Origin of the sequence: Streptomyces sp. NBC_01546, assembly GCF_045208355.1 — a bacterium.
Classification (GTDB): domain Bacteria; phylum Actinomycetota; class Actinomycetes; order Streptomycetales; family Streptomycetaceae; genus Streptomyces.
The window spans coordinates 151,486-176,411 of the sequence record NZ_CP109379.1; the positions used below are offsets into that span (position 1 = coordinate 151,486).

Sequence of the window (24,926 nt, forward strand, 5' to 3'; positions counted from 1 at the left end):
CCCTTCGTCAAACGTTGGCGAGCATTCGCATCAGGTCAACCAGGCCCGCCCCTTGCGCGTACCGTTCCCGGCCGATGTCGGTGGCGCTGTCTGTGAGCAGGCGCTTGACCTGCCGTGGCCGACCGATGAACTCCGGGCGGGCGGAGAGAAAGGCCGCGATGACGCCGGAGACGTGCGGCGCCGCCATCGATGTGCCGGACTGCTCGGCGTACGTCAGCAAGCTCGCTGGGAGAGGGGTCCCTGCGGCTGGGTTCAGCCCGGCCGCAGCCCGGATTGTGCCGCTGGCGGCCGAGGCGATCCACTCGCCGGGCGCCACGACGTCCGGTTTCATCCGCCCATCGAGTGTCGGCCCCTTACCCGAGGTCCAGGTGACGCCGAAGGCGTGCGGCGCGTCACGGTGCGTGGATCCGACAGCGATGCAGTCCTCGGCATGCGCTGGTTCGGTGATCGAGCCCATGACGGCAGAGGTGTTGGCCGAGTCTCCGGCGGCGGTGCGGGCACCGTAATTGCCCGCAGAGACGACCACGACCACACCTGAGGCGACAAGCTGGTTCACGGCCTGGCAGAGCGGTGACTGGCCTGCGGCGTACTGATCGGGTCTCCACTCGGAGCCGAGGCTCATGTTTACTCCGTGAACGCGCAGAACCCCCGGGTCCACATTGACCTCGGTTCGCAAGTACGTCAGGGCACGGATGACTGCGCTAGACGAGGTGACCCACGTGCCATGACGGCTGGGCCGCATGACCTTGATGCTCACCAGTTCGCACGCAGGCGCCATTCCGGACAGCTTGTCTACATGGGCCCGCTGGACGTACCCGCCGCTCCCAGGGTCATCCGACTCCGCCACGCGCGGCTTCATGCCATCAGGCGTGCAGCCCGAAATGATGCCCGCTACGTGCGTGCCGTGCCCGTTGACGTCCACCAGGGGCCGCTGTTGGTACTGATCATCCGGCCCACTGGAAGTACCCTGGGCGACAGGCTGCACTGGGTCGTCGGGGTTCACGAGGAAGCTGAAGTCGCGGTGCAATTGGCTGGTCAGCCCCTGTTGAAGGTCCTCCCCTCGGCCGAGTTCCAACTGGGAGAAGTGCGGGTGGGAGGCGTCGATTCCGCTGTCGATGACCGCCCAAACGATCCCGTGGCCGCGTGCGTCGTAGGAGCGCCAGGCGGCGTTAGCCTTCACGGTAGGCGCGGAACGATCGATCTGCGGATGGAGCTTGTAGTCCGGCCATACCCGGAAGATGGTCGGCGGCCGGCGGCTCTCGTCGGCGAGATGGCGGTCTTCCTTCACCAAGTTGCGCAGGTCTGCGCGGGAGAGCACGCACTGGTAGAGTTTCGGCGCGATAAGCGCGAGGCCTTGTGGAACGGGTGGTTGGACGGGGCTCGCCGACGTGAACTCCTCGGGCCACCGCCCGCCAGCCCGCTCCGCGTAACTCCCCCAGAGATCGTAGAATGCTTCGCGGACGGCCAGCAGGCCTCCGGGATAGAGTGCGTTCAGCTCGATCAACATCGGGATCTGCTGCTGTGGGTCGACAGAGGCGGAGCCCTGCGCGGCAGTGCCGTCAGGCGGCAGGTTGAGGTCACCCACAATGGGGGACCGGAGGGATCCCTCGGGTTCGTACGTCATGCGCTCTCCCCTTTTCTTCTCAAAGCAGGACCAGCCACGTTCTCCTAAATCCAGGCCAGGTCGGCGAAATTTTCGAGCTGAAATATGCAGAAATGCTTACCATTCGAATATATCCCGTGACGTAGTCTTTATGTGTTACCGCTCATTCCAGTGGATCCCCCCCCGTACTGGTTTTCAAAGTGAGTGTTTTCGCTGCGCACGCAAAGCGTGGAGTTAGGGCTAGAGGCATCTGAAGCCGGTCGCACGCAGCAACCGGCAGCGGCCAAATATGAGCACTTGCGCTTCCGAGTGCGCGTAGAGGAGGGCCAGCGTGGTGACACGGAACGGCGGATAGATGACTGCGCCCAGGGGCACATCGACAGCAGTGGCTTTCCCCCACCGTGGACGCCGCCCGCGCTCACCAGCGTGTCCCTGGCAGTAGGGCGCCACGGTTCGGCCTCGCTCTTCCGTTCCAGCTGGTGCAACAGCGGCCGACCATACGCACCCGTCATGCGTGCGGTAGATTATGCCTGCGCTGCACCACCTCGAGCAGTTTATCCGCTGCGGCTTTCAGCTCTCTGGGATTAACGCGGAGATCTTGCATCATGTCGTGGCGCAGCCTGATCGCTTTCATCATAGGATCAAAGTCGGCTCCCAGGTATTCGCGCAACCGGTCCACCGGGCCACCGCTTGCGGCGTGCTCTATCGGACCGCCTGACATCGAGCTTCCCTCTTTATCGCGAACCTCGGACTCCAGCAAAGCCAGACATGCCCAAAGCAGCTGATCCTCATAGCCTTTCCCCGCCAGCTGATGCAACCCGCTGCTCAGAGACGAAGGAGCAAGATCAGGCTTCTCTTCCGAGATTCGTTCCAGCAGTACAGGAACGAAAGCAGAAGGCCACTCTCTCATCTCTAGCGGGCGCGCTGTGGTGTCAGAAACCAGCACCGCCGCCAGACCTGGATCGTCCGGCCCAGAGACCATCACGAGCGGCGCGCCACTGCGCTTGGTGATGACATAGTCGAGGGGAAGAAAATTGCCCGGGCCCATGTCGTAAATGATGACGGCGGCCTTCGACAAAGCCATGTCGATGGCCATGGGCGTCATCGACCTATCTCGCGCCTGGACATCATCGATTCCGAGCGCCAGAAGTCCAGTCCGCGAAACAACCGGAAATATGAAATCCCGATAGAGCGCCAGTAGCGATCGGCTTGCGATGAATAGTGCTAGCTGAGGGGCCACGGGGCGTCGCCGCAGCTCTGCAGTCGTCGCATCACTCCGACCTTTAAGCTGCGCGGAAATCTCATGCTCCCAAATTGTTCGCAGCTCGCCAAAGAAGGACGCCATCACGGCTGAACGATCAGCTTTAGGGTTCTTATCAAGGACAATAGCTTTGATCCCTCGGCGAGTAAATTTCGGCGCCTCCTCGTAAGGATCAGTCGGAAGGATGGCCCATGCTGGGCGTGTCATCCGCCCTAGGCGCTCACGCAAGAGCGTGAGCACTTCTCGCATGTCTGCATCGTCGAGGCTATAGCCCATGAAGACGGGCTCATGACCCAATAGCACCCATGACAGGTACGTCGCCAAGAGAGGATTGCGGCGGACGAATCCGTCATAGTCGTCCTCGGTGGCAACCAACTGGTCCGGGTGATTCAAATCGCCATGAAGCTTAAGGAGATAGGTAGCCTCCGGTCGATGCTGGATTGCTAGCTGCGACTCGCCAATCAGGGGGACGCATGGCCTGCGCTCCTCGGCGTATCCTTGCTCCACAAGGAAGTCAAAGTTCGTCGTAACGACAGTGTCAAACGGCAACTTCGCAAAAGCTTTGTGAGTTTCGCCCGGCTGAATTTCATTTACGTAGAGCAATTCGACGAGCCGCTCTATTAAGTAAGATCTGCCGTATGTGTCAGCATAGGCGCTGATCGAATCAATCGGGCCTGCGTATATGCGGCCCGGAAGATCCTTTTCGAGCTGCTCCGCCAGCTGTGGCCAAGTTGGGGGGCTTCGCCCATCCTCAGTCATAGCAGCGGCGCTGATGCCGGCACCGACAATTGGCAACCACCGCCCAGCAGCGAGCGCGCGGCGCAGGCCGGGCGGCAGCTGCTTCACGTATCCGTTGCTTTTCAGGGGAATAGTCGTACCGTCCACAATTATCTCCCTCGGTGAACGAGACGATTAACCGTGGCACCGCAAACACCCTGCATAGAAAACACAAGTGTCGAATGCCTGTAATGCTTAGCCGCCATGAGGTGGCTGCCCCGCTGGCTTCCGGCGAGAGGTGCGAAGCTGTGCACCTACTAGGTTCCCACATGGCGTGGAACATGTCCCGCCCACCGATGGCCCGAAACGCTCGAGGACGTTCGTACTGTTGGCATGCGGGTTTGGGTGTTTTGCTACCTAGTGGAACCGATCCTGGCCGACTTGTGGGCCGAGCGGCAAAAGACCCCGCTGGGCCTCGGCAGCAAGGTCGCCGACCTACGTAAGGGAGTCAGGCTGGGTCTTCGACGACGAGCACAAGGCGGTGGAAGAGTCGGCGGGGTACGTGGTCGACCTCGACGACATCGAGGGCACCGAGCGTATCGATGCCGACCGGCTCGAGCCATGCACGGACCTGCGCTGGCCACGCCGTCCGAGGGGCACCCTCAAGGACGGCCCTCCTCCGGGCCTTCTTGATCCGCTCCCACCGCGGCTGACGTGCGCCGAGGACCTGGAGGAGATCCTCGACCGGGCGATCAACGACCGGTGGTTCAGCAAGAAGCACAAGGCGTTCGGCGGCAAAGTGCAGTTCCTGTCCGCCCCGGACGGCACCCCGTTGTAGGTCTCCGACTTCGAGCCCGGTTCCACCCCCGATATCACCGCCGCCCGCAGCCACGCGCTACCCGCGCTGTGCAAGGCAGCCGCCGAGGGAATGCCGACTTTGGCGGACAAGGGCTATATCGGTGCGGGCATCGGTATCCGGGTACCCGTCCGCCGTCCCAAGGGCCAGTCCGAACAGGCCCTGCACGCCGACACCCGCGCAACGAACGCCCTGATCAGAAACGTCCGCGCCCTGGGCGAACGCACCGCCGCCGAACTCAAACAACGCTGGCGCACGCTGCAACACGTCACCCTCAGCCCAAGCCGAATCGGCGACATCACCCGCGCCGCCCTCGTCCTCAACAGACACTGGAAGTGATCTTCACTCAGAAGACGTCACCGACTGGCCCGTTCTTCCTAGAACTCGGCGGACGAGCCGGCTAACGCGCCACGCGGTAGCGGAGGTAGACGACTCTCGAGCTGAAGGTGCGGGTCTCTTCATCGCCCTGCCTCCCGGAAGCCCACCTCGCTGGGACTGCACGGCGGACGTCGCTGCGACGACCGCTGCAGGGGTTGTCAGCTTCCTACAAGCGGTAGCACCCGGACGATCAGACTCTCGGTCCGAGCCTAGCGAAGCGCAGCGGGCACCCCGACCGGCACGTAGCCGGGAACAACTTCCAGACAAGCGCGGATCGCCGACGAAGCCGCTTCGACGTCTGTACCTGCACGAAGCCTCACCTGACGCAGCGTCAGGAAAGTCAGCATTGGGTCAGCATTCGTAGACACACACCCACCCACGGACGCCCACAGAGGGGGAAGGCCCCGCACCATCGAAGGGCAAGCGCGGGGCGCGATCGGAAGCGCCGAGGCTTCAGTAACCGGAAGGCGCCTGACCCGCGCCCCGCGGGGCCGCCTCACTCCAGATATCGCAGGTCAGCGCACTCGACCGCGTGGTTTGAGGTGGGCCGGGGGCAGGTCAGGAGCCGGAAGCGGAGGGCCGTCATACCCCTTCACCTCGCCGAATCTGGTCCCATTCATCCAGTCCTCGCGGGCCTGTGCGATATCCCCTTGGGACCGTCCGATCCAGTTCCAGAACATGACGATCCTCGAAGGATTCGCCGCCCACAGGCCCAGCCCCGAGGAGGCCGGCAGGGCGAGCTCGGTCGGCCATAGCCGAGGTGAAGCATCGAGCCCAGGCGGAACGGACGCATGCGACGTTGGCCTGGCCCCACAAGCAAGCCCGCGCATTCGAAGTCCGGATCGTACGGCAGGCGACTCTCGGTGCCCACCGCGACGGCTTGGTCGACGGTGGACGTCCAGGGCAGGTGACCCTGCGATCCAGGGCAAACGGTCTCGAGCGGGGCTCCGACTCCACCAGCGACTGGGGTGACGCGACTGACGGTACGTTGGCGTCCACAACCAGCACTCTCCGCTCCGGTGCTGGTTCGGTGCTGGTTGTTCTGCGTGCCCCAAGACGCAGGAAGGCACAGGCTCGGGCTTCCTGCGTATGGAAAACGATGACCCGATGGCAGAGCTTCAGGCCCAGATCTTCGAGGAAGCCGGGATAGCGCCGCGTGCCGTCACTCCCTGGAATGCCTATCCCTGATACATCAACCGCTCACCGAACGCGGCTGAGCTCCAGGCTGGTGCCGAGGTCCTGAAACCGCTGCTGGGGCTGATGACAAAGGCAGAGGTCCTGCTCCTCCAGGGCAACGAGGCCCAAGACGTGTGGCGCAGCCTGCTCGAGAAACGCCCCGAAGCCGTCCGGGAGAGGACCCTGGAGGGGGTCAGCACCTACCACCCCGGTCGGCAGGCTCTCTTCGTGCGAGACCCGGAGGAACGCGCCCGCCGCGCACAGCACCGCATCGACTCCCACCAAAAGGGAAACGTGTGGTTGCTACGGCTACTGATGGGCGCAGCGGGGGTTGGATCGTTCGCGGTCGTCGTGGGGGGGAGGGCCTCGCCGACGGGGGTTGCGGCGAGGCCCAGCCCCGAACGGTACAGCCCGCAGTCGACAGAGAACCGCAGAATCCGCGAATTGCAGAAGTCTGCAATTTCATAGATGCTGTGGGTGCTGTGTCCGTAGGTAGCCGCGGGCACAGCACCAAGCCGTGCGCCCCGGTCCCCGGGCCGATGAGGAGGGTGCGAGACCATGCAGGTTCCGCTGTATCAGGCCAAGGCCGAGTTCTTCCGGATGCTCGGGCATCCGGTGCGGATACGGGTCCTGGAGCTGCTGCAGGACGGTCCGATGCCGGTGCGGGACCTGCTGGCCGCGATCGAGGTCGAGCCCTCCGCACTGTCGCAGCAGCTCGCGATGCTGCGCCGTTCGGGCATCGTCACCTCGGTACGTGACGGCTCGACCGTGGTCTACGAGCTGGCGGGCGGCGATGTCGCGCAGCTGATGCTTGCGGCGCGGCGGATCCTGACCGAGGTGCTGACCGGGCAGAGCGTGCTGCTGGAGAAACTGCGCGAGTGCGGGGTCCAGGCCTCGTGACCGTGAACTCCTTCCGGATCTCTGTGCTCGGGCGGGTCCGCTTGTTGCTGCCGGCCCGGGCCGACTTCAAGGCGATGGGCCGCAGCCCCCGCAGGGACCTCCTGGCCGGGCTGACCGTAGCGATCGTCGCCCTCCCTCTTGCGCTCGGCTTCGGTGTCTCCTCCGGGCTGGGCGCAGAGGCGGGGCTCGCCACTGCCGTGGTCGCTGGGGCGCTCGCGGCGCTGCTGGGCGGGTCGAATCTCCAGGTGTCCGGTCCGACCGGGGCGATGACTGTGGTCCTGGTGCCGATCGTCGCCCGGTACGGGCCCGGGGGCGTTCTCACCGTCGGGGTGATGGCCGGGGTCCTGCTGGTCGGTCTAGCCCTGCTGCGGGCCGGGCAGTACATGCGCTATGTGCCGGCTCCGGTGGTGGAGGGCTTCACCCTGGGTATCGCGTGCGTGATCGGCCTCCAGCAGATACCGAACGCGCTCGGCGTCGACAAGCCCGAGGGCGAGAAGGTCCTGCTGGTGGCATGGCGGGCGCTTGTGGAGTTCGTGGCGTTCCCGAACTGGACCGCGATCAGTCTCTCGGCCGGGGTTGCGGCGCTGATGCTGGCGGGCGCCCGCTGGAAGCCGGCGATCCCGTTCTCGATCGTCGCGGTGATCGCGGCGACCGTGATCACTCAGGTCTTCCACCTGGACGCGGCGGCTCCGATCGGGGACCTTCCCTCCGGGCTGCCCGCCCCCTCCCTCGCCTTCCTCGATGTCTCCGCGTTTGGCTCTCTGCTCGCCCCGGCGGTCGCGGTGGCCACTTTGGCCGCGCTGGAGTCCCTGCTGTCGGCGACGGTCGCGGACGGGATGACGGTGGGGCAGCAGCATGACCCGGACAAGGAGTTGTTCGGGCAGGGCGTCGCCAACCTCGCTGCCCCTCTGTTCGGTGGCGTTCCCGCCACGGCCGCGATCGCGCGCACGGCGGTCAACGTCCGCACCGGCGCCTCCTCCCGGCTCGCCGCCCTCACCCACGCCGCCGTGCTCGCGGTGATCGTGTTCGCCGCAGCCCCCCTTGTTTCGAAGATCCCCCTCGCGGCGCTGGCGGGCGTACTGCTGGCGACGGCGATCCGCATGGTGGAAGTCGGCTCCCTGCGGGCGATGGCGAAGGCGACGCGCTCGGACGCCGTCGTTCTCGTCCTGACGGCCGCCGCCACCCTGGTCCTCGACCTCGTCTATGCCGTGATCATCGGTCTGCTCGTGGCCGGGGCCCTCGCGCTGAAGGCGGTGGCGAGTCAGGCCCGGATGGAGCAGGTCGACTTCCGCCCGGATGTGCCCGGCGAGCACAGCGACGAGGAACACGCCCTGCTCGCGGAGCACATCGTCGCCTACCGCATCGACGGCCCCCTCTTCTTCGCCGGCGCCCACCGCTTCCTCCTCGAACTCTCCGAGGTCGCCGACGTGAAGGTGGTGATCCTGCGCATGTCGAGGGTGACCACCCTGGACGCCACCGGAGCCCTCGTGTTGAAGGACGCGGTTGAGAAGCTGAACCGGCGCGGCATCGCCGTCCTCACCTCGGGTATCAGGCCCGGCCAACGGCAGGCCCTGGACGCGGTGGGCGCGCTAGAGCTGCTGCGTCTGGAGGGCCGCGAGTACGCCACCACCCCGGAGGCCATCGCCGGGGCACGCAAGCACCTGGAGCAGGCGGGCCTGCTGCCGCTCAAGCACCGATCGCACCGCATCCGGAAGGCCGCACGATGACCGTCCCCGCCGACCGCCGCCTCATCGAGGTGTCCGGCACCGAGGCCCTGTGGCTCCTCGAAGGCTCCGCCCAGGGCCGACTCGTCTACGTCCAGCGGGAGCTGGCCGTCGTCCGGCCCGCCGCACACGTGATGGAGTACGGACGCCTCGTCGTCCGCGCCCCCGTGCAAGCCGCCACCATCCCGGGGCGCGCGCTGCTGACCTACCAGGTGGATGAGATCCGCACCCCGGACGGCACGGGCTGGACGGTCAGTGCTCATGGGCCGGCGGACGTCATCGCCGATCCGGACGAGGCCGCCCACTACCGGCGCACCCTGCCCGGCTGGGCCCACGGTCCCCACGACACCCTTCTGCGTCTGCACCCGCAGGCCGTGTCCGGGTTCCGCCTGGCCCGGACGGTTTCGGGGGCGGGCCGATGAGTGTCCAGGCCCCGACGATGCCCTACCGGCACGTGCTGGACGTGCCCGCCATGGGCTCAGCCGTCCGTATCGCCCGTGAGACCACCGAGCTGGTCCTCGTGGAGTGCGGGGTCGGCCTTCGGCATCCGAGCGTGGGCCCGGCGCTGCTGATCCTGGCCGAGCTGGTCACCAACGCCGTCCGCCATGCCGCCGTGTCCTCGCCGATGATCACCGTCACCTGTGCGCACGGTCCGGGCGCCTTCGCGTTCGCCGTCCACGACCGCCACCCCTACCAACCCGCCCTGTTCGGGGCCCTAGCCACCGCGCCCGGCAGCGGACTCGCCATGGTCGTCGAGATGACGATGGAACTCGGCGGCACCGCCGCCGTACGCGCGGATGCGGACGGGCGCGGCAAGGCCATCTGGATCACCCTCCCCCTGTGAAGCCGAGGAACTGACAATGACGATCGAATGGCGGTACACGACCCGTCAGGACCTGGGCGTGCTGTCCCTGGCCGGCTACCTCGGCGCGGACGCCGTGGACCGGTTCACCGGCGCCGTCGGCTGGGCGCTCGCCCGGGGCACCGGCCCGGTCATCCTCGACCTGACCGGGCTGATGGGCTGGTCGGCCGGCGGGCAGATCGCGGTCGCCCAGGCCGCACGCCGCCTCGCGGGGAGCGGGCGCCGCCTGGAACTGGCGGCAATACCCGCGGACGGATCCCTGGTCCCGGATTCCACCTGCCCGCCCGTCACCGTCCACTGCGACCTCGCCGCGGCCCTGGCCGCGCACGGAGCCCACGGGCAGGAAAGGCAGTGGCGGACCGATGACTGGCCGGACCCTCATTCTCCAGCCGCACCCGCCCTCACCTGAACACCCGCGACCAGCACCGACCACGAGAACAAGGACCCCACCCCATGAACGACATCACCGTCAAGGACTCCAACGGCACCCCGCTCGCCGACGGCGACTCGGTCACCCTGATCAAGGACCTCAAGGTCAAGGGCACCTCCGAGACCCTCAAACGCGGCACTCTCGTGAGGACTATCCGCCTCACCCCCAAGCCGGGCGAGGTCGAGTGCAACACGAAGAAGGTCAAGGGCCTCGTCCTGAGGACCGAATTCCTCAAGAAGGCGTAACCCCACCCGGAAGGCCCCGGCACAGGGTCATCGGGCCTGTGAGGTGCGGTACGAACGTCACGAAGACGGACCGCCCCGTCCCAGGAGTTGCATGGATCTGCAATTGTGGAGGTCGCAAGGTGTGAAGAGGGGCGAAGGGATGCCCCTACGGCGAATGGTTCCGGGTGGATGCGATGGGCAGTCAAGGCAGGGGTACGCAGGTGAGCACACCGCTGTACCAGCTCAAGGCGGAGTTCTTCAAAACGCTGGGGCACCCGGTCCGCATCCGCGTCCTGGAACTCCTGGCCGAGCGCGAGCACGCGGTCGCCGAGATGCTGCCGGAGGTCGGGGTCGAGGCCGCGAGCCTCTCCCAGCAGCTGGCCGTCCTGCGCAAGGCCAATCTGGTGGTCACCCGCCGGGAGGGCTCGAACGTGTACTACACGCTCACCCACCCCCAGATCGCCGAACTCCTGAGGGTCGCCCGCGGCATCCTCTCCGGCGTCCTGGAGGGCCAGGCCGAACTACTGGCCGACCTCCGAGCCAGCCGCCACACCTAAACGGTGCCAGCCCTGCGGGGCCCGCACCCCATATACGGCGGCCGTCTTCCGTTAGTGCGGGTTCAACGCGCTTCTGACACCGGAAGACGGCCGCTCCCTTGCCTGCGCAGCCGTCCGTGTCCGGCCTGGTTTCGGGCAGCCCGGCCCCAATCTGAGGTACTTCGCCACCACGTGGCGGATTTTCGAAACTCAATCAGCGGGGACGACCGAAAGACCCGACCAGATGACCGCTTCACCGCTTCTGCGGTCGGCAGGACTCCCGTCCTGACGTGCTGGTGTGCCACGATGGCCGCCAGGAGGCGGGATGCACTATGTGGTGCTGGGGGCGTTCATCGCGTTTGCTCTGGCGGTGGCGATAAGTGGTGTGGTCGAGCTTCTCACCGGGTGGATCCATCCCTGGGAGCGAGCCCGGGTCCTGCGTCCTGTGCCTCATGGACTTGGTCAGGTGCTGACGGGGAGCGGTCTCTGTTGTTTTTTCAGTGCCTTCGCCTTCACCCTGTCAGGGAACGCGCTCCCTTCGTTCATGGCAGTGGGCGCTGGGCTCTTCCTCGCTGGAACCGTCCTGGTCGGTGTGTCCCGATTTCCAGACCGCTGAAGCTGCTGATGACCGGAGCCGGATGACGAGGGCTGCGGCGGTTGCGGTGCCCAGGTAGCTCCTCCCGGCCTCGATGAAGATCGCGCACTCCGCACAGCGCGGCGCCGTCGTCCTCGAGGCCGTCCCGAACACCGCCCGCTCCACTCGGCGCGAGCGGATCGGCCCGGCCGGCCTCCCGGTGATGGAGCTGTTCTCCCCCCGCGTCCGCTGGGCGCTGGCCGCCTTCACCGCCGCCGTGTTCGCCATCGCCATCACGTCCTTGATCACCACGGGCGACCCCCTCGCCCACTGCGCCTACGTCACCCTCCTGGACCTCTTCTCCATCAACGACCCGGCCGTCGGCGACCCCACCGAACGCCAGCTCCCGCAGCTCTTCGCCGGCCTCGTCGGCCTGCTCCTCCTGCCGGTCCTGGTCGCCGCCGTCCTCGAAGCCCTCGGATCCTTCCGCTCGGCCACCAGCCTGCGCCGGCGACCACGCGGCATGGCCGACCACATCGTGCTGCTCGGCCTCGGCAAGATCAGCACCCGTGTCTGCTGGCCCGACTGCGCGAACTCGGCACCCCTGTCGTCTGCGTCGAGGAAGACCCCGATGCACGGGGCATCGCACTCGCCCGCCGCCCGCACGTGCCCGTGGTCCTCGGCGACGTCACCCAGGACGGCGTGCTCGAGGCCGCCCACATCCACCGGGCCCGCGCCCTCCTCGCCCTCACCAGCTCCGACACCACCAACCTCAAGCCATCCTCTGCGCCCGAACCAGCACACCGGACATCCGCGTGGCACTGCGCCTGTACGACGACGAGTTCGCGACCGCCGTCCACCGCACCCTGCGCACCGCCCACCCCCGGGCGGTGACCCGCAGCCGCAGCGTGACCTCCCTGGCCGCCCCCCGCCTTCGCCAGCTCCATGATGGGCCGCCAGATCCTGGGCGCACTGCCCGTCGAACGCCGCGTACTCCTCTTCGCCGCTCTCGATGTGGCGGGCGTACCCCACCTCGACGGCCGGACCATCTCGGACACGACCAGGACAGGCCACTGGCGTGTCCTCGCCCTCGACACAGCCGATCCGGCCGACCGGCGCCCCGACCTGCGGGCCACCCGCCTCGACGGCCAGGCCCACGCCAGCGGACTCCTCTTCGACCTCCACCCCGGCCACATCCTCGGACCCGACGACAGAGTGATCATCGCCGCCACCCGACAAGGCCTCGCCGAACTCCTCGGCAACCCTGGTCGCGGACGTACAGGGTCAGCGGTTAGGGCCACGCCACCGTGGCCCTGCCCGAGTATTGGGCTGGCTGCACTGCCGCGGACGTCTGGTGTGTCAGGTCCCCATGCCGAATCTGGTCATCGACGGTCTGCAGGACCAGCCGAAGTAGTGACCGCCATGGCGTCCGTTCGTCCTCCGTGTTTCCGTGTTCGCGTGGTCGGGACCGCAGGGGGCGAGGCGCGACGCCGGGGCTGGGTCAGGCGGCTTCGGAAGGCTGTTGACGGGGTGCCGGTGGCCGGTTGGCGAGTGAAGCTGCGGTCATCAGGGTGATGGCAGCCCACGTCAGGTGGCTCTCGCTGGGCGAGGGACTCACTTCTGGGCGTGCTGGCCCAGGTAGAACAGCAGCCAGATGAACCCGGCGAACACGTGCGTGCCGAAGATGTAGAAGAAGGCACGCATCGCGACGCCCTTCTCCTTCCACTTCTCGTGATCCGCCGGCGACTTCTTGGCGGCGGTGTCATCCGTCATGGCGTGCTTCCGTCTCGGATTGATCGTGCGGGCGGGTGTAGGGGCGGACCAGGACCTGCATGCCGTGCTCGCCGGCGTGCTCGATGACGGCCGCGACCTCCCCGGCCTCGACCGTACGGACATCCGGGGCGGGGCCAGTGCCGAGATAGGTGATTCGATACAGCCGACCGGCTCGGTCGCTGCTGGTCACGGTGTGCCTCCCGGCAGGATGAAGCGGACGACGATCGTCTTGCCGGGCCCGTCGGAGGAGGACTCGATCCGGACGTCCCCGCCGAAGGTGCGAGCCAGGTCGGCCACCGTGCGCAGCCCCTGGCCCGGAGTCCGGGCAGCTTCGGCCAGCGATCTGGGGCTCGGGTCCAGGTCCGCGACGGCGACGGCGAGCATGTGGTCGGTCATGTGGAGGGTGACCTCGGCGTCCGGGGAGTGCTGGGCGTGGCGGACAGCGTTGGTCACCAGTTCACTGACCACAAGCAGCACTGCACCGAACAGCGCGGAGGCACTCTCCAGGCCGAGGAGGACCAGGGAGCTTTCGGTGCGCTCTCGTGCTGCTCGCACCGAGCCCGGCACCAGCGGCACCGTCCACGCGTGCTTGCGTACCTGGACGGCCGGCTGCCCGCTGGGGTGCCGGGCCATCACCGATGCCTCGGACACACCGGTGACGCCGTCCGGTTCACCGGCTGCCTTCGTCGCCGGTGGCCACGCTGTGATCGCGGGCCACACGCAGCGCGTCCTCCAGCTCCTCTGTGGCCTGCGCCTCCTCGAAGGCATCGTCAGCCTCCTGCGCAGCCCGGAGACGAGCCCGCGCCATGCGGACCCGTTCCAGCGCCGCTTCCTCGAACCCGGCCACACCGCAACCCCCGTCCACCAATCCATAACTAGTAAATTGCATAATTCTGCAAGTCTAGCGGGTGCACGCTCGCGACGCGGCGAAGGCGGTCCTGGTCCTCTTCCGCCTCCGCCTCATGCATCCCGAGATCACCATCGTCTGGGCCGACTCCGCCTACGCAAACCCTCCACCGGCACCTGCGGCCGGACCTTCTCCACAGCCTGCGTCCACGAACACGCCTGTTTGCGATGGGCCCTACTCCGCCCCGGCTCAGCCGAGCGCCCCCGGCTCGTCGAGATCCGCGACAATCTCGTCGCCCGTATCGTCGAAGCCAAGCACGGGGGCCGGCTCGGGAAGTCACGGGTCTCGAAACCAGCCTCGCCGGTGCCCGGGACAAGCCGTTCAGATGGACGCCGCTGCCCTACGCACGGCCGCCGCAGTACCCGCCGACCTCACCCACGCCGGCATCGGGGCCTGACCTGGGTCACCCAGCATCCGCCGCACTACCTAGCCGACGACATCGACGGCCGTGCCCTTTTCGACCACGCGACCGCCCGCCGACGCGCCCTCGACGAAGACCGCACTGACAGCGGCGGCGTCGCCTCCCTCGGCGACATCGTCGCCGTCCCGCCCGTCCGCGCGGCCCGCGACGCCGGACTCCTCAGCGCCAGGCCGATGTTCACTCGCCTCACGCCGACCGGGGTCAAGTGGGCCGACGGTACCTGGGCCGAGGCGGACACGGCCCTCTGGTGCACCGGCTTCCGCCCCGCCCTCGCCCCCTTCGCCTCCCTGCGCCTGCGCGGCACCCGCGGCACATCGCAACCGTCGGCACCCGCACTGTCGATGAGCCCCGCCCGCACCTGCTCGGCTACGGCGACTGGACCGGCCCGGCCTCCGCCACCCTCATAAAGCCCTGGTCATCACCAACGAACAGGGAAGGCTTGCCAGAGCCCCCTACCCGTGAACAAGGCCACCGCCGGGCAAGTCACCGCAGGCTCACCCCGACAGCAACCCAGCAGGTGACCGACGCGCTGAACACCCGCCCGGCGCCCGCTCTGGGGGAATCCGAAGGGGACGCCGCCGGTGGTGGAGGGACCGTCGAAGGTGTCGCCGTTGCTCGTCGAAGGTACTGACCTGGCTCCACCGCAGTCGCGCCGCCCGGATCCTGGCCAATCTCGCCGAAGAACCTGCGGAGATCACCCACAGCCTGCTCGACGGCCTGCCACAGAACTCGCCAACCCGCCATGTCCGCGGCCTACTGGTCGCCGCCGACATCCTGCCCCGCCGCAACGAACACCTCGCCCGCCGCGAACACTGGATCGCCCACAGCGTGCCCGGGCTGCCGCCCCACCAGACCACGATCATCCGGCCGTTCGTCGAATGGTGCTTTTTTCGCGACGCCCGCCGGCGTGCCGCCCGCGACGGCTACAGCCTCTCGGCCTCCGCCACCCCGGCTCCGTAGTACTTGGCGACGGCGGGAGGCAAGGGCGGTGAGTGCGGGCGACGTGGGCCCGGGAAAGATCCGGAACGGGGCGGCCCAGGGGCCGTGGGCCTCAGCTTTGCGCCTGCTGGAGGAGAGAGATCTGCTGGGCGATCATGGCGGGCGGGAAGGCGCGTATGTCGCGGTCGCCGACCGACAGTTTGGTGAACGTGGCGATGACGCTTCCGGTGCGGACCACCGTGTACTGGGTGACGTGTGGGCCCACCTCGGTCGGGGCGGTGACCTCGAACTGCACCGCTTCGTCCCCGAGCCTCGGGGCGGGATCGACTGTGACCGTGCCCTTGTAGGTAGTGGTGGGGGCCGGGCTCTCGAAGTACCGGCAGGTGCTCAGCCCCTCGCGAACCTCCGCGAACACCGCCACCGCGCCGGAGTTCCCGTACGAGGCGAGGGTGGATGCGCCGCCGTTGTCGTCCTTCCAGTTGAACGTCTGGTTCACCACGGCCGGAGCCGGCTGGGAGGGCCGCCGGGCATGGGCGGCTGCCAGAAGCTGTCCGCAGGCAGGATCGGAGATTTGGTCCTCCAGGTCGCTGACCTGGAGCTTGCGGACGGAGACGGGATGCCGGTCCGCGTCCGGGCTCTCCTGCGGCAGTGCGGCCGCCACCAGTTGTTCGGCGGTCAGCGGGCGGCTCGCGGAGGCCACAGCGGAGGGGGATGCGGAGGCGGTCTCAGGGAGCGCGAGCTCGGACGCATGCTTTCCAGGACCCGCCCCGCAGCCGGTGACGGCCAGTGTGGCGACGGCCACGAGGGCCGGCACGCCGGAAGCCCGCAGGGCAAAGCGTATTGGCATGGTCTGCCCCCGGGCACGGTATGGATGATCAGGCGGAGGCTATCTCACCGGAATCCCGGTGACACACGGGGCCCCGCTGGTACGCGGGGTGCTGTCTGTGGTTCTGGCACGACTTCCGGGAAGCGGTCACGAATCTCCTTCTGACCTCCGCCGGCGGCGGGGTGCGCAGCCGCCAGCGGCACACCCAGGCGCAAGCAACGGAGCCGTATTTGCGTGAGGCGTTCAGCAGCATCACGCCTTCGTTTCTGGCCGTGCCGCACTGTCCGCCCAGGCTCGAGTGAACCGGTCGTGCGCGGGTGCCGGGACCGCAGCGGGGGCTTCTGCCGGGGCGGCGGGTGCGGGGCGCGGGGCCTTCGCGGCGGTCAGCTCCTTGCGGACGGCGCGGTGATGATCGATGGACCAGGAGTTCCAGCGGCGGACGGTGCGGTCGGCCGGGCGGTCGAAAGCGTGCAGCTGGAGCTGGAGGGCGGCCGCGTCACGGCTGACACCGAGAGCCGCCGCCACCTCGTCCACCAGGTCCGGGACGCTGAACAGCGGGTTGGCCTCGTACTGGCCTGGCGGAACGGGGGTGGTGGCGGACCGGTCCGCCAGTCTGCGCAGAGCGGGGAGCAGATCGGCGGGCAGGTCCGTGAGCCCGCCGAGCAGGACGCGGGCACCCTGCGCCGCAGGGTCTTCTACCGGGCGCTCGGCGAGAGCCCAGGCGACCGCGGTGGCGGCGGCCTGCATGCCGTCGGCCTCCAGTGGTTTCTCGAGGCGGCCGGTGAGCAGGGCCGTGGCCCAGATCTCCGGGAGTCCGTGGTCCGCGGCGAGGGCAGCGGCATGGCTGCCGTCATCGGTGTACGGGGCGCCACCGAGCAGCTGGGCCCAGGCCACGGCCATGCGTTCCGCGGCCGCGGTCATCCCGCCAGGGGCCCAGAGCTCCGCCGGGTCGCCGGGCAGTGCGGCGACGAGCACGGTGCGCCGGCCGGCCGGACCGAGCCGTCGCTGGAACTCGTCGTACGCGTAGAGGGTGGCCTGGTCCGCCTTGTACGGCTTGGAGCGGACCAGCTTGCGGTGTGCACCGTAGTCGTCGCTGCCGGCGAATCCGTCGAGGACCAGGGCGGCGATCGGGCGCGGCACCCCGGTGCGCCAGCGGAACAGGTCCACGGCCTCCTCGGGCACCGGCAGCGGACCCTGTCCGGCGAGCAGGACCAGCAGTCGGGGGAGCCGGGTGGTGTCATCGGCGGCGATGGTGTGCGTGGCGCACTCTTCGGCATCGTCGGGCACCGGATCGGCTGCTCGCTGGAGGAAGGGGGCGAGGCCGCTGCGCTCCGGGCCGGAGGCCACGACGAAACCGTCCGCGCGCAGTGCGGCGATCCGCTGCTCCGGGGCCCGGCCGGTCCGCCAGGAGCTGTCGGCCTCAGCGAACGGCTGCCGGCTCCATACGCCGAGCAGTGCCGCGAGCGTCTGTCTCTGCTCGTCGGGGGTGGCCGCGACGACGGTCCGCCAGGCCACGGCATCGATCCGGCCGGTAAGCACCGACCACTCGGAGGGCGGCGCGGGCAGGGCGAGCACCCGTACCTCGTCGTCGATCTCGCCGCGCAGGTACCGGCCGTCGGCGGCGACTGAGGTGAGGAGGGCGGGCTGTGGCTGCGGCTGCCGTTCCTCGTAGCCGCGCAGCTGGGGCAGCAGGCCGTGGAGGGCAGGGACGAGCCGGTTGTCCGGCGCCGGGTCGGGCAGGTCGACGACCGGCCCGGCCCGCATGACGGCGATCCGGTGGGACAGCTCCCGGCGGCGGCGCAGTACGTCAGCGGCGAGCCGGACGGCGCGGTCGACGCCCTCCTGGACCCGCGGATCGGTCACTCCCGGCAGGGCGCGCCCGATGCCCTGGTGCATCAGCTCGCGCACCGCACTGTCCGTGACCGTCCGCAGGACACGGGACGAGAGCTCGTCGCGCGGGGTGAGGAAGTGCCAGAAGGCAGGTGGCGGAACCGGCCCGGCCAGTTCGCCCAGGGTGGCCCGGCTCCGGGTCCTGTGGCGGCTGCCGGGGAAGCCCTGGACCTGCCAGAGCAGCGAGTTGTCGGCGGCGGCGTGGCTGCGGATGGTGGTCCCGCCGGCCAGGACCGCGTCCTCTCCGCCGAGCGGCAGGGCAAGGATTCCCCACGGGCGGCGGCCCCAGGTGTGACTGCGGTAGGAGGCGGTACGGCCGTCGATGGACTCCATCACGAACTCGCGGGGCGAGGGACCCGCGTACGGCGTGCGGTAGTCGACCCGGCAGCCGGTGAGTGCGCCGTCCTGGCCGAGCGGAGAGGGCGGGGCGCCGGGCGGCAGTGCAGCGAGGATCCGGTGGTCGGGGAAGGGCTTCGTGCCGGGCGGGGACCGGTCGGGGTCGTGGAAGGCGGGCAGGGTGCGGTCGGCGGTGGGAACCCCGGTGGCCGGGTCGAGGCGGTTCCAGCCGCCGTGGTCCTCGCTGAACACCTCGGTGCTCCAGAAGTCGTGGCCGTCGTACATCTGGTAGTCGCGGTGGCTGATGCCCTCACGGCCGCCGGCCCGCAGGACGCGCTCGCCGTCGAACCGGCCGCCACCGTCCGGGGTTTCGAACTGGTAGCCGAGGCCGCCCTGGATGCTGCCGCCGTAGGGGCGCAGTCCGTACGTCTGCTCTGGTTCGAACTTTTCGCTGGGGTGGTCGGACCAGTAGGCGGTGTTGGAGGAGTTGTCCTTGTGTTCCTCGTTCCAGGCGACGAGGAACTGGCCGCCGACCCAGTGCACGGTGTGGCCGAGCGCGCCGTCGGGCAGTTCCAGGGTGTGCTCTGCGCGCAGCCCGGCGTGGTCGACGGCGAGGGCGCGGGTCTCGCCGTACACGGTGAGCACCGGCCAGGTGCAGGTGACGTGCACGGTTTCGTCGGGCCTGAACGCGGCGAGGGCCTGGTCCAGGGCGGGCCAGCCCAGCTCCTCGGGGAGCCCGGCCCGCAGGGCGCGGGCCAGTGGGCCGGTGAGGTCGAGTGCGTCGAGGGCCTCCTCGATGCCGTCCAGGGCGATGGCGGTGGGCCGGTCGAGGAGGCCGTGCAGCTCGTCGACGGCCTCGTCGGCGGCGGCGAGTCCCCCGCCGCGCAGGGCGTCGAGCAGCTTCTCGACGCGGGCGTGCACCTCGACGGTGATGCCCGGATTGTGCGGGAGCCGGCTGATGGCAGTGCCGCTGATCGCAGTGCCGCCACGGGTGCGGAGCCCGGTGTGCACGGTGCCTTCCAGCCGGGGGCCGAACACCGGATCGGTGGCGAGTGCCTTGAGGTCGCGCTGGGAGTGCTCACCCCAGAACTCCAGGCTGATCGCAGCACCGGGGTCGTGGACGGGTACGCCCTCGGCGAGGCAGAGGTCGAGGAGGTCGGCGTCCAGATGCGGCCACCGGTAGCGGTCCTCGTGCAGCCGGACCGGGGTGCCGTGCGCGCGCAGCAGCGGAGCGAACCGGCTCACCAAGTCGAATAGTTCTGCGGGCATGGGCTGGCGGGTCACCCCACCGCCGCCGACCGTGCGGTGCGAGTATCCGGCGGCGTACCGGCGCAGCCAGTCGCCGAGGCCGTCCTCCGGCGTGATCCGCCCGGCCGCGGCCGCGTCCGCGGCACCGCACGCGATGAGCAGCCGCAGCCAGGCAGCCGCGTCGTTCTTCGACTCGGGAAACAGGTCGAGGAGGGCCGTGGCCTGCTCGTCGGTGGGCGGGTGGTCGCCGAGCGGGCCGGCTGCCGCGTCGAGCAGCCGGTCGGGTAGGGCCTTGCCGCGGGCCGCGGCCAGCACCCCGCCCAGCACCCGGGCCTCCTCCTCGCTGCCGAGCCCGGCCGCACGGGCCGAGTCCCGGACCCGGCGGGCCAGATCGGCGGGAAGCTCGCCGGGGGACGCCGCCCAGGCGCTCAGCAGGCGGACGAACTCCTGGTGCGCGTCAACCGGTTCGAGGACACCGGCCAACCAGACCGCCGCACCGCTGAGCTCACTGGCGGGCAGGGCGCCGAACCGGGCGAACAGCAGTAGATTCGCCCGCCGCCAGTCAGGATCGACCGGCAGAGCGTGGGTGCGCTCGGCGGCGCGCGCCTGCGCGTAGGCGCGGACTGCGGAGCGGCGGTGCGTCTCCAGCATCCAATGACCGATGGTGTCCCAGAACCAGGGCAGGTGGGCGGCCGGCAGGCCCCGGGCCAGGCGCTCCGCGTCGTCCACGAACCGGCCGGGCCTCTCCCAGGCCCGGTGCCGGCTGCTGCCCGCCCGTTCCAGCGTGTCGCGGGCGTCGGTTTCGACGCCCGGCCCCTGAGTACGTGCCCAGTCGGCGTACGTCTCGGAGATGCGGTGATTGGCTGGGGGCCGCACGGGAGTTCCGGTGTTGCTGGTCATACGTGTGATCTTGCCAGGCGGTTCTGACAGGGGCTGTTCACGGGTGCCGCTGACCTGAGCCAATGCGACGCTTTGAAGATCGTTTCCCACTTCTCAGGTGATCGTTTCCCGGCCGGCCAGGATCAGTCCCACCAGAATTCCCAGCAGTGGACGTCGATGAGTCGCTCGGCGTAGGCCGCCAGGGTCTGGAGGCGAGGGCCTTGCCAGATGCTGTCGGGGCAGAAGGCGAAGTGTTCGGCCGCGACGGGAAGGGCGTCTTCCGTGCTTGTCGGGGGTGCAGCGACGCTCAGGTGGAGCGTGTCGGAACCAACGGCGACCACGCATGCACCGAAGCGTTGTTCCCAGTCGCTCACCACGGCGGAGAACGGGGCGGTGTCGTTGTCCCAGTTGGCGGGTCCATCCCAGCCGACGAGGGCGAGGGCATCGGCACCGGAAGGGGCGGCGATGCCGCAGGTGTCCAGACGTGTGGGGTTGAACGCCTCGGATTCCCATAGCCAGCGGGTCTCGGTGTTCTCGGTGGTCCGGTCTTCCTCGGGAAGCCACGTACGCCAGGACTCGCTGTCGAATTCCCCCTCGGCCACGGTCAGGAGGTGCTCCATCCGGCCTCCGCACGTTTCGCAGTCCGGCCAGCAGGGCTCCTGGCTCCAGCCTGGGTAGCCACCCAGCTTGATTCCCGGTGCGTCGGCAAGATGCGATGAGTACCGCAGCCCGGTTTCTGCCAGCAGCGCTTCGAAACGGTCCTCGAGTGCGTCGCGGAGATCCCGGGGGCAGTCATTCCTCGGGTACTCGGTCACTTGCTCGGGGTGGACGACGCAGGGTGCCAGGTACCAGCCGTCGGGAACGGCCCGGCTGCTGTGATGCTGAGCCAGGGGCGCGCGGCCCACCATGGAGGCTCAGGACGGCGGCATCGTCGTAGCGGTATCAGGCCCTCTGGGGCCTGGCCGTCGATGGCAGGCATCACTGCCTAGCGGGGCGGCGAGATCAGCTCCCGGGGCGTCGCGTGTCGTTCCGCCCCGGGGCTGGTGTGGCGACGTCACTTCCGACCGGTCGAAGGGGTCAGGGCCGGTCGTACCGCACGCACTTGAGCGGGTTCGCGTTCGCATCGTCGATACAGACGATCACATACGCGGCCCCACCGGGCACATCCGCAGGGATTCCGGTACTGACGGGATACGTCACGTCGCACTTGGTACTGGTGCTCCTGGCGCCGAGCTCGTTGCCGGAGGCACCGTACGCGCCGAACCACGCCCTGCGGCAGCCGACGGCCCGGAGCGTTCCCTCGACCCCGACCGACCGGTTGTACCAGGTCAGTGTGCCGCGGACGTAGCTGGCTCCGTACGTAACGTCGACAGCGGTGGTCGGGTATGCGGCGGTCTGCGCTCCGGCGGCGGGAGCGCACAGCAACGTGCCCGCGGTCAGCACGACGGAACCGAGGGCGGCGGCGAGATGAGTCTTCATGCGATCTCCATGGTGGGATGAGCCGGTTGCGGCTTCACATCCTGGGCGGGTCGGTCACCTGCGGCCTACCTCTTAAGTCACGGCTTAAAGGGGGAACGGGACAGCAGGCGCGGCGCCTCACGCGCCCTCGGCACGAGGTCCGGTGGCACCTGAGCGGGGCGGCACCGCGCTCACCGGTCTGATGCCGCGGCGCCCTTCGGGCCTCACGGTTGCGTCAGGGCACCGGTCCTCAGCAGGGCCAGCCCGAGGGGGGTGATGAGGTGCAGCACGGACCCGCCTCGGCGGGTGGTGGTGATGAGGCCCGTGTTCCGCAGCACGGTCGCGTGCTGACTGGCCGCTGCGGCCGTGACGTTGAGGCGGCGGGCCAGTTCGCTCGTCGTGCACCCTTCTGCTGTCACGTGCAGGGCGGCAGCTCGCGTACGGCCGAGCAGAGACTCCAGGTTCCGCACGGCCGAGCCGTCCGCTTCTTCCGGTCCGGTACCGGTCAGCGGCCGACGGAGAGCCGGCACGGTCAGTCGGGGTGGCTGGGCGGTATCGAGCGGGTCCCATAGAAAGCTCACCGGGCGTTTCGAGAAGACCGTGGGCGTGATGATCAGCCCCCTTCCCTGGAGACGCACCTCGACTCGGCGCGGGTAGGGAGCTTCGAGCACCGGTGGACGCCAGCGGACCAGTGGCGGGCAGATCGAACGCAGCAGCAGATCGATGCCCCCCTCCAACACCAGGTTCGCGCAACGGGTGGACAGCGCGACCAGTTCGGCCCGCCCTCGATGCCAGTAGGGCTCAACGGTCAGCCGATGGCAGGCGCGCACGGCCTCGGCGAGCTCCCGCAGCGCGTCGCGTTCGCCCTCGGACACCCGCCTGGCCCATGGCAGGTGTCCGGGGTGGAAGTCGAGACCCTCGAACTCGCGTCGCAGCCGGGACACCGGGGCGTGCAGCAGGTTGTCCACGGCGTGGTCCAGAGAGGGCACATCGCCCATCAGGGCCAGCAGATCGAGCCCGGGACCGCGCACCGGAACCAGGGAGGTCAGGGGCCGCGTGTCCGCTCCCATCCGGCCCGCGACCGCTGACCGCCACGTGCGGAAGTGAGGAAGTTCCCGGTTGTCTCTCAGCAGCTCCAGGCTGTAGTAGACCTCCGCTGCGACGCCGATCGTTGCGGCCACCCGGGTCCGGGCAAGGTCTTCCTTCGTGAAGAGAATGCGTAACACCGACCGGCCCCCCGCCGAAGTAGAGTGCGTGAGCGCACGCACCCCCAGCATGCCCCAACCTGCCTCGCCCGACCCGGCATTCAGGCTCAGGCAGCATCCGCTTGCCGACTGCGTATGCGCGCCCGTAAACCGGTTTGTGCGACGGATCGGGTGCACCACCAATTCCAGTTGGTGCTTCGTTCTGAAAGATCAGTAAGGGGCGACACCCCGGAGTCGGTCGCAGGGTAGCGAAGGCGGTCCCTGCCCCTTCGGAGGCTGGCTCAGGTGAGGTCGAAGGTGCCGTTCGCGGAGCCGTCCCAGTCCGGTGCCTCCGTGAGCGAGAGGGTTCTATTCTCTGCCTCGACGACCCGCACCACGATCCCGCCGCGATCCTCGCTGAGAAACGCAATGGAGAAGTAGGGAGCCATCTCCACGAGGAAGTCCCAACCCTCGCGCTGGGTCGTGTCGAGGGTGCTGGCATGCCGACCGGTTGCCCGCAACGTGCCGACCGCGTCGACAGTGACCGTGATGTCGATGTCGTACATCTCAAGGCAAGTCGAGTGATTGGCCCACCATTGGAGGCGGGCCTGACCCACGAACCGATACATGAACACACTATGCACAATGCCTAGGCCGGACAGAGTTGCATGGGCAGACCGCACAGGTCCTCGCTTCAACCGGCTGCGCCTGCTCCGCGTCGCCGGTGCCCGCTGGGAAGTCGAGGAATGCCTCCACACCGCGAAGCAGGAGTGCGGCCTGGACGACTACCAGGTCCGCCGCTACGACGGCTGGCACCGCCACATGACCCTGGTCATCGCCGCCCACGCTTGCCTCACCGTCCTACGGGCCCGCGAACTCAACACAGACGAAGCAGAAACGGATACTCCCAGCTCATACCCCTCGCCTCCACGAAATCCGACGCCTGATCCACCGCCTCACCCGGCCCCGCGCGAGCATCGACGACGTCCTGCACTGGTCACACTGGCGACGCCGACGACAGTTCGAGGCACGTGTCAGCCACTACAAACGACGCGGTCACACACCACCAGAAGCCAACACACCATCACAGAAACACCCTCGCAGTACGAGGCGCCGTACTCCGTCGGGTTGCATGCACTCCACGGGATCAGATTTCGGTAGCCTGATCATCTACTGCATGGGGTGACCATGCGCTCGGCTGGTCCGTACGAGGGCTTTCGGCGGAGGGTGAATGGGGCTGCAATGAGTGAACTGACGAAGCCCGAGATCAAGCTTCCGGAGGGTGATGCTCCCCAGGGGCTGACAATCCGGGACCTCGTCGTCGGGGACGGGCCTGAGGCGAAGCCGGGCAGGGTTGTCCGGGTTCACTACGTCGGGGTCACCTTCGAGTCCGGAAGGGAGTTCGACGCCTCCTGGGACCGGGGCCAGCCGTTCAAGTTCGCCGTGGGCGGTGGCAGGGTCATCAACGGCTGGGACCGGGGGGTCAGGGGGATGAAGGTCGGCGGTCGGTGCGAGATCACCGTTCCCCCGCGCCTCGGCTACGGCAACCAGTCGCCGTCGCCGTTGATCCCGGCGGGCTCGACGCTCGTCTTCGTCGTGGACCTGCTCTCGGTCTCCGTCTGAGGCCTGCCGCTGCCCGGCCTCCCCGGGAGCCAAGGCCGGATAGCACCTGCTCGGCTGACCGTGACACCGCATCCGTGCGCCCTTCAGCCGTAGCCGCGGAGGAAGGCGCACGCCAGTGACAGCACGCATCAGCGTTCGGGGTCCACAAGCGGCAGACGCCACGGCAGTGGGCGTCCACGTCCGCCTGGACCGCCGGGTCGG

General features: G+C 68.6%; 22 protein-coding genes and 5 pseudogenes. 14 read left to right on the forward strand and 13 right to left on the reverse strand.

The window, feature by feature from the left end; genetic code table 11:
- Window positions 1–7 precede the first annotated feature (7 nt).
- Together OHA89_RS00725 and OHA89_RS00730 are read right to left on the reverse strand one after the other, a co-directional pair.
- A complete protein-coding gene (locus OHA89_RS00725) occupies window positions 8–1,624 on the reverse strand; it encodes a S8 family peptidase (protein WP_406364886.1) in 1,617 nt (538 codons plus the stop codon).
- Window positions 1,625–2,111: 487 nt separating this feature from the next.
- Complete coding sequence (locus tag OHA89_RS00730) at window positions 2,112–3,749, reverse strand: SIR2 family NAD-dependent protein deacylase (RefSeq protein WP_406364887.1); 1,638 nt, start codon at window positions 3,747–3,749, stop codon at window positions 2,112–2,114.
- Between the two features lie 394 nt (window positions 3,750–4,143).
- Here OHA89_RS00730 and OHA89_RS00735 point away from each other — a divergent pair, with 394 nt between their 5' ends.
- Both OHA89_RS00735 and OHA89_RS00740 read left to right on the forward strand, forming a co-directional pair.
- Complete coding sequence (locus OHA89_RS00735; RefSeq protein ID WP_406364888.1) at window positions 4,144–4,419, forward strand: hypothetical protein; 276 nt, start codon at window positions 4,144–4,146, stop codon at window positions 4,417–4,419.
- A gap of 12 nt (window positions 4,420–4,431) precedes the next feature.
- Window positions 4,432–4,776: pseudogene (locus OHA89_RS00740) on the forward strand (transposase family protein); the annotation flags it as partial.
- Between the two features lie 554 nt (window positions 4,777–5,330).
- On the opposite strand, the pseudogene OHA89_RS00745 reads toward OHA89_RS00740, so the two are convergent.
- Window positions 5,331–5,701: pseudogene (locus tag OHA89_RS00745) on the reverse strand (pirin family protein); the annotation flags it as partial.
- Window positions 5,702–6,075: 374 nt separating this feature from the next.
- Between OHA89_RS00745 and OHA89_RS00750 the strand changes: the two are divergent.
- The 9 genes and pseudogenes from OHA89_RS00750 to OHA89_RS00790 all read left to right on the forward strand — a co-directional run.
- Complete coding sequence (locus OHA89_RS00750; protein WP_406364890.1) at window positions 6,076–6,459, forward strand: hypothetical protein; 384 nt, start codon at window positions 6,076–6,078, stop codon at window positions 6,457–6,459.
- A gap of 90 nt (window positions 6,460–6,549) precedes the next feature.
- Window positions 6,550–6,891 carry an ArsR/SmtB family transcription factor gene (locus OHA89_RS00755; RefSeq protein WP_406364891.1) on the forward strand — a complete coding sequence of 114 codons (342 nt, stop codon included), beginning with the start codon at window positions 6,550–6,552 and terminating at the stop codon, window positions 6,889–6,891.
- Between the two features lie 74 nt (window positions 6,892–6,965).
- Entirely contained in the window at window positions 6,966–8,618 is a 1,653-nt protein-coding gene (locus OHA89_RS00760) for a SulP family inorganic anion transporter (RefSeq protein WP_406368342.1), read from the forward strand.
- Complete coding sequence (locus OHA89_RS00765; RefSeq protein ID WP_266616640.1) at window positions 8,615–9,037, forward strand: pyridoxamine 5'-phosphate oxidase family protein; 423 nt, start codon at window positions 8,615–8,617, stop codon at window positions 9,035–9,037. The genes OHA89_RS00760 and OHA89_RS00765 overlap by 4 nt, the downstream gene beginning before the upstream one ends.
- Window positions 9,034–9,459, forward strand: coding sequence for an ATP-binding protein (locus OHA89_RS00770; protein ID WP_266616641.1), 426 nt, complete (start codon window positions 9,034–9,036; stop codon window positions 9,457–9,459). The genes OHA89_RS00765 and OHA89_RS00770 overlap by 4 nt, the downstream gene beginning before the upstream one ends.
- A 16-nt stretch (window positions 9,460–9,475) precedes the next feature.
- Window positions 9,476–9,886, forward strand: coding sequence for an STAS domain-containing protein (locus OHA89_RS00775; protein WP_266616642.1), 411 nt, complete (start codon window positions 9,476–9,478; stop codon window positions 9,884–9,886).
- 44 nt (window positions 9,887–9,930) lie between these two features.
- Window positions 9,931–10,152 carry an alkylphosphonate utilization protein gene (locus OHA89_RS00780; RefSeq protein WP_266616643.1) on the forward strand — a complete coding sequence of 74 codons (222 nt, stop codon included), beginning with the start codon at window positions 9,931–9,933 and terminating at the stop codon, window positions 10,150–10,152.
- Between the two features lie 200 nt (window positions 10,153–10,352).
- Entirely contained in the window at window positions 10,353–10,688 is a 336-nt protein-coding gene (locus OHA89_RS00785) for a helix-turn-helix transcriptional regulator (protein WP_266616644.1), read from the forward strand.
- 653 nt (window positions 10,689–11,341) lie between these two features.
- Window positions 11,342–12,501: pseudogene (locus OHA89_RS00790) on the forward strand (potassium channel family protein); the annotation flags it as partial.
- A gap of 354 nt (window positions 12,502–12,855) precedes the next feature.
- On the opposite strand, the gene OHA89_RS00795 reads toward OHA89_RS00790, so the two are convergent.
- The 4 genes from OHA89_RS00795 to OHA89_RS00810 are packed head-to-tail and all read right to left on the reverse strand — an operon-like array spanning window position 12,856 to window position 13,861.
- Complete coding sequence (locus OHA89_RS00795) at window positions 12,856–13,014, reverse strand: DUF6126 family protein (protein WP_266616645.1); 159 nt, start codon at window positions 13,012–13,014, stop codon at window positions 12,856–12,858.
- Window positions 13,004–13,204: a hypothetical protein gene (locus OHA89_RS00800; RefSeq protein WP_406364893.1), complete on the reverse strand. Its 201-nt coding sequence runs from the start codon at window positions 13,202–13,204 to the stop codon at window positions 13,004–13,006. The genes OHA89_RS00795 and OHA89_RS00800 overlap by 11 nt, the downstream gene beginning before the upstream one ends.
- On the reverse strand, window positions 13,201–13,665 hold the full coding sequence (locus OHA89_RS00805; RefSeq protein WP_406364894.1) for an ATP-binding protein: 465 nt from the start codon (window positions 13,663–13,665) through the stop codon (window positions 13,201–13,203). Before OHA89_RS00805 ends, OHA89_RS00800 begins: the two co-directional genes overlap by 4 nt.
- Before the next feature lie 19 nt (window positions 13,666–13,684).
- Window positions 13,685–13,861, reverse strand: a complete 177-nt coding sequence (locus OHA89_RS00810; RefSeq protein ID WP_266616650.1) for a hypothetical protein — start codon at window positions 13,859–13,861, stop codon at window positions 13,685–13,687.
- Window positions 13,862–14,314: 453 nt separating this feature from the next.
- On the opposite strand from OHA89_RS00810, the pseudogene OHA89_RS00815 reads away from it, so the two are divergent.
- Window positions 14,315–14,748 (forward strand): annotated as a pseudogene (locus OHA89_RS00815) (pyridine nucleotide-disulfide oxidoreductase); the annotation flags it as partial.
- Between the two features lie 645 nt (window positions 14,749–15,393).
- On the opposite strand, the gene OHA89_RS00820 reads toward OHA89_RS00815, so the two are convergent.
- From OHA89_RS00820 to OHA89_RS00845, 6 genes are all read right to left on the reverse strand, one after another.
- Window positions 15,394–16,128 (reverse strand): hypothetical protein, encoded by a 735-nt coding sequence (locus OHA89_RS00820; protein ID WP_266616652.1) that lies wholly within the window; start codon window positions 16,126–16,128, stop codon window positions 15,394–15,396.
- A 231-nt stretch (window positions 16,129–16,359) separates the two neighbouring features.
- Window positions 16,360–20,481, reverse strand: a complete 4,122-nt coding sequence (locus tag OHA89_RS00825) for a hypothetical protein (RefSeq protein ID WP_406364895.1) — start codon at window positions 20,479–20,481, stop codon at window positions 16,360–16,362.
- Between the two features lie 122 nt (window positions 20,482–20,603).
- Window positions 20,604–21,275 (reverse strand): DUF4253 domain-containing protein, encoded by a 672-nt coding sequence (locus tag OHA89_RS00830; protein ID WP_406364896.1) that lies wholly within the window; start codon window positions 21,273–21,275, stop codon window positions 20,604–20,606.
- Between the two features lie 262 nt (window positions 21,276–21,537).
- Window positions 21,538–21,939 carry a hypothetical protein gene (locus OHA89_RS00835; RefSeq protein ID WP_257552077.1) on the reverse strand — a complete coding sequence of 134 codons (402 nt, stop codon included), beginning with the start codon at window positions 21,937–21,939 and terminating at the stop codon, window positions 21,538–21,540.
- A gap of 203 nt (window positions 21,940–22,142) precedes the next feature.
- Window positions 22,143–23,303, reverse strand: a complete 1,161-nt coding sequence (locus OHA89_RS00840) for an ArsR/SmtB family transcription factor (RefSeq protein WP_406364897.1) — start codon at window positions 23,301–23,303, stop codon at window positions 22,143–22,145.
- Window positions 23,304–23,404: 101 nt separating this feature from the next.
- Window positions 23,405–23,668, reverse strand: coding sequence for a hypothetical protein (locus tag OHA89_RS00845; RefSeq protein ID WP_266616658.1), 264 nt, complete (start codon window positions 23,666–23,668; stop codon window positions 23,405–23,407).
- Between the two features lie 139 nt (window positions 23,669–23,807).
- Here OHA89_RS00845 and OHA89_RS00850 point away from each other — a divergent pair.
- Window positions 23,808–24,017, forward strand: a pseudogene (locus tag OHA89_RS00850) (IS701 family transposase); the annotation flags it as partial.
- Between the two features lie 327 nt (window positions 24,018–24,344).
- On the forward strand, window positions 24,345–24,725 hold the full coding sequence (locus tag OHA89_RS00855) for an FKBP-type peptidyl-prolyl cis-trans isomerase (RefSeq protein ID WP_406368344.1): 381 nt from the start codon (window positions 24,345–24,347) through the stop codon (window positions 24,723–24,725).
- Window positions 24,726–24,926 lie beyond the last annotated feature (201 nt).

What these genes read in the sequence shown, in the direction of transcription:
- OHA89_RS00855 (WP_406368344.1), top strand. Translation starts at nt 24,345, where the DNA reads ATGAGTGAACTGACGAAGCCCGAGATCAAGCTTCCGGAGGGTGATGCT.
- OHA89_RS00775 (WP_266616642.1), top strand. Translation starts at nt 9,476, where the DNA reads ATGACGATCGAATGGCGGTACACGACCCGTCAGGACCTGGGCGTGCTG.
- OHA89_RS00750 (WP_406364890.1), top strand. Translation starts at nt 6,076, where the DNA reads ATGACAAAGGCAGAGGTCCTGCTCCTCCAGGGCAACGAGGCCCAAGAC.
- OHA89_RS00795 (WP_266616645.1), bottom strand. Translation starts at nt 13,014, where the DNA reads ATGACGGATGACACCGCCGCCAAGAAGTCGCCGGCGGATCACGAGAAG.
- OHA89_RS00780 (WP_266616643.1), top strand. Translation starts at nt 9,931, where the DNA reads ATGAACGACATCACCGTCAAGGACTCCAACGGCACCCCGCTCGCCGAC.
- OHA89_RS00770 (WP_266616641.1), top strand. Translation starts at nt 9,034, where the DNA reads ATGAGTGTCCAGGCCCCGACGATGCCCTACCGGCACGTGCTGGACGTG.
- OHA89_RS00765 (WP_266616640.1), top strand. Translation starts at nt 8,615, where the DNA reads ATGACCGTCCCCGCCGACCGCCGCCTCATCGAGGTGTCCGGCACCGAG.
- OHA89_RS00760 (WP_406368342.1), top strand. Translation starts at nt 6,966, where the DNA reads ATGGGCCGCAGCCCCCGCAGGGACCTCCTGGCCGGGCTGACCGTAGCG.
- OHA89_RS00755 (WP_406364891.1), top strand. Translation starts at nt 6,550, where the DNA reads ATGCAGGTTCCGCTGTATCAGGCCAAGGCCGAGTTCTTCCGGATGCTC.
- OHA89_RS00845 (WP_266616658.1), bottom strand. Translation starts at nt 23,668, where the DNA reads ATGTACGACATCGACATCACGGTCACTGTCGACGCGGTCGGCACGTTG.
- OHA89_RS00825 (WP_406364895.1), bottom strand. Translation starts at nt 20,481, where the DNA reads ATGACCAGCAACACCGGAACTCCCGTGCGGCCCCCAGCCAATCACCGC.
- OHA89_RS00725 (WP_406364886.1), bottom strand. Translation starts at nt 1,624, where the DNA reads ATGACGTACGAACCCGAGGGATCCCTCCGGTCCCCCATTGTGGGTGAC.
- OHA89_RS00820 (WP_266616652.1), bottom strand. Translation starts at nt 16,128, where the DNA reads ATGCCAATACGCTTTGCCCTGCGGGCTTCCGGCGTGCCGGCCCTCGTG.
- OHA89_RS00835 (WP_257552077.1), bottom strand. Translation starts at nt 21,939, where the DNA reads ATGAAGACTCATCTCGCCGCCGCCCTCGGTTCCGTCGTGCTGACCGCG.